General features: G+C 36.2%; 3 protein-coding genes. All 3 read right to left on the reverse strand.

Annotated elements, in window-relative coordinates; all coding sequences use genetic code 11:
- Positions 1 to 969: 969 nt before the first annotated feature.
- Positions 970 to 1,554 carry an SMI1/KNR4 family protein gene (locus ACFIL2_RS00185; protein ID WP_375680065.1) on the reverse strand — a complete coding sequence of 195 codons (585 nt, stop codon included), beginning with the start codon at positions 1,552 to 1,554 and terminating at the stop codon, positions 970 to 972.
- A complete protein-coding gene (locus ACFIL2_RS00190) occupies positions 1,551 to 2,024 on the reverse strand; it encodes an SMI1/KNR4 family protein (protein WP_273783967.1) in 474 nt (157 codons plus the stop codon). The genes ACFIL2_RS00185 and ACFIL2_RS00190 overlap by 4 nt, the downstream gene beginning before the upstream one ends.
- Positions 2,025 to 2,045: 21 nt before the next feature.
- A partial coding sequence (locus ACFIL2_RS00195) for an HNH/ENDO VII family nuclease (protein WP_375681661.1) occupies positions 2,046 to 3,591 on the reverse strand: 1,546 nt, incomplete at its 5' end.

Here is a 3,591-nt window from a genome sequence, read left to right on the forward strand (position 1 = left end):
TGCTAAATTCACAAGGGGTATAGAGCTTATAACCATAATCTATACCTCTCTTGTTAAGTTGATTACATACAATCTTTAAAAGGAGTGTTTATATGCGTTATTCTAAAAAGAAATCATTTGCACTTTTAAATACTCTCATTTGGATTGCTTTAAGACTTTTAAGAACCCCACTCTTAAATAGAATTAGATTTTTTTACATTGCCTTTAAAAGATTATACCGTAATCTAAAATGATAGCTTTATTGTTTTCAAAAGCTTTATTTAAGAGAGTTATATATATATATATTCATTTTGCTTATAGGTTTTGAAGGTTTCTCAAACCCTCAAAATACCTTCAAAAATATGCCATGAGTTGTATTTATAGGTTTCATCTTAATATAGATTGTATCTCTAAAATTCTAATATATTGAAATATAATAACTTTTATTTTTTTGTTGAAAAAAATATATAAAGGGGAGTAAAAGGAACCCTCAAAATACTCAAAATCTTCAAAACTAACAACCATAAGGATCTTGATAGCATTTCTTATGAGTTACAAACTATCTTTTGAAAGGCTTTAAAGGATCATATGCTTTTCATAAAGCACATTTTAATCACTCACTAAAATAATCTATTTTCTCAGTTCAATTTACTGACACATAACTGACAAATATATATTGTGAGTTGAATTTATGGGTTACTATTTAATAAAGGTTGTATCATTAAAATGCTAACCTATTGAAATATATTGATTTTAATTTTCTCTCATTTAAAAAAATAATATAGGTTCTAAAAAGAACTGACAACACTGACACGGTCTATTAAAAGGGATTTTGCTAATCTTTATAATGATCAATCTCTTTTTAGATGTTTTCATAACAAGCAATAAATCGCAATTATCCTATTTATCAACTAGTTGTATAACATCATCTAAGGTATAGGTTTTCATAGATGATCCTCAAAACTTGCGTAACGCTCCATATTTCCCCTATCAATTGCCCCTCTTCCATAGTTTTTTCCAAAAACTCTTGTAAAAAGGGATAGGTTGCGGAGTGGGAGTGTGCTCAATCTTTTCAATCGGTTGATCACCTTCAGGTATCTCTTCTCCCACGTGTACTTTAATTCTTTTGCAAAGGAATTCATAAAAATTACTGGCGTAATATTCGCAATTATCCAATGGAAACATAACATAGATTGGACATTCTCCATCTCGAAACTGCGTATAATCAAAGTAAAAGGTTTCATCAAAATCAGCTTCACACACGATAAGCTGTTCTGCTGTCACAAAACCACGTTTTCTATCATTTAAGTTCTGAAAAACAATATCACCAGCAGGAATACCCATAGGATTATCATAAAGACTATAGATTTCTTCACCACCAATGTCCCCGCCTTTACAATGTTCTAAAAAACTCTTGTAAGAAGATGTAAACTTTAAACCAAGAGCTTTCTCTGCTTTTTCAATCACAAGATCATCAACTGCATTCTCATCAGAACAAAAATTAACAATATCATCATCATATTTATTCACTTTATCAATTAATACTGCAACATCAGCTAAGGTATAGGTTTTCATAAATCTTCCCCTGCGTGCTCTTTAATTCTTTTACAGAGAAATTCATAAAAATTACTTGCATAATAATGTGACGCTCCAGATGGAATCTCGACGTAAAGTGGGCATTCACCATCCTGAAACTGAGTATAATCAAAGTAAAATGTTTCACCAAAATCAGTTCTATTCACGGCAAGCTGATTTGGTTTTGCGAAACCATTTTTTATATCCGTCAAATGATAGAAAACAATATCACCAGCAGGACACTTATCAAAACTTGCGTTATAAATGCTAAATATTTCATAACCTCCAATTTCTCCTCCTTTATAATTTTTTAAAAAGTCTTTATAAGAAGTTGTAAACTTTACACCAAGAATTTTCTCAGCTTCTTCAATCCTTTCATTACTAACCGCATCCTCTGCAGTGCCAAAATCAACAATATCACTATATTTCTCAACCAACTCTGCAACATCATCTAAGGTGTAAGTTTTCATAATTTGTTCTCCTATAAATTGTTATTTTTTAATTTTTGTATCTTTCGGTTTATAACATTCAGCACATAACATCCAAAGTTCTTCTCTCAACTTTTTAAACAAATCTCTATCAATATCTGATCCCATTTCCTTAGGCCTATTATGAAGAATACGATGATATTTTTTATGAAACTCGTTTGTCACCATTGCTAGAGGACCATCATGTGTTTGCAATATGTGATGGAATTCAATGGATTTATCATCAAATCCTATGGGCGCTCTTCCTGTTGTCATCTTTTCAATATTTGTACCTTCTACTTCTTTCCCTTTTTCTATCCAAGTAACAATTCGGTAAGGATTAAACAGCTTTTCACTCTCATAAACTTCATATTTTTGAGTAATTATTTCTCCTTTGTGAGGTATTTCAAGCTCAAAAACAGTGGATTTTCTGTCTGACCATAAATGTTCTCCTTGTGTGAAATATTGAGTTTTAGCAATTTCATCTCTGATTTTTTCCGTTGATTGAGCAATGTCTTTTTCTGGATAAATATCTTTTATTTTATTTCTGACTTCTTCAATTGTCTGAGAAGCTTTGTTTCCTGTTTGCTCATGAACTGCAACAGCTTTATCGCTTATTTTTTCCGTTGATTGAGCGATGTCTTTGCCTGCTTTTGCAGCCGTTACCTCAGCCTTAGCTACTAATTTGGCAAGAGCTTTTTCGGTAAGCTTGCCAACAAGCTTTATGCCTCCCTTGGCTGCTCCAGCAACTCCTGTCATTAGGGATGCTGTTTCAGTCAATAATTTTCCAAGTTCAAGTCCAGCTTTAAAGGATCCACCAGCACCGGCTCGCTCATATTCCTCCTCCATTTTATTAATGCGATCTACATAGGACTGTCCAAGGGTCCGACCAATTGTCGCCAAAATCTCACCACTGCTGAAAAAATCTTTGAGCGCTTTCAAAGTCTCTTCGGGATGTTTGGCTATTTGCCAAAAACCATCAAGCGTATCGTATATTTCAGCCGGTACACCAGCTACTATGCCAGCTCCAAAGCTTATACCTTGCCCTGTACTAATCGCAGACCACTTCGCAGACACTTCTGCGTCACATAAAAGGTCAGGGCACTCTTCTAACTCTTTCTCCATCTGAGCTTGTTGCGCACTGCTGAGGTAGTTATTTGCAGCGGCATTACCAGCGGCATCGGCGCCGGCATCAACATCGCCACCGGCAATGGCAGCGGCAACACCCCCCGCAGCCCGTGCAACATCAATGGTGTGGTCTCTAAAGTCAGCAAACTGCGCATCAATCTTTGCGTTTATACGCGCTTCCTCTTCCGCAGTTGGGGTGCGACCGTTTAGGTCCCCCATTTCCTCTTTCACAATGCCTTGCACCCACAATTGAAACTGAAGCATAGCAGTGGCTTCGCCCACAGCACCCCCCACAGCACCGGCAGAGCAAGCACCGCTCGCAACCGCGCCTTTTAAGCAGCCAAGACCGGCGTGGGCAACAATCTGCGTGACCGTATCTATTTTGCCTTCTGCCTTGGCGGTACCGATTTCTTCCGCCAACGATTTGCCAACCGTATCAGAC

The sequence above is a fragment of the Bartonella sp. AP30XZML genome, from assembly GCF_042195945.1.
Lineage (GTDB): Bacteria > Pseudomonadota > Alphaproteobacteria > Rhizobiales > Rhizobiaceae > Bartonella.

Excerpts from the sequence above, each read along its gene's own strand:
- ACFIL2_RS00190 (WP_273783967.1), bottom strand. The coding sequence starts at position 2,024 with ATGAAAACTTACACCTTAGATGATGTTGCAGAGTTGGTTGAGAAATAT.
- ACFIL2_RS00185 (WP_375680065.1), bottom strand. The coding sequence starts at position 1,554 with ATGAAAACCTATACCTTAGCTGATGTTGCAGTATTAATTGATAAAGTG.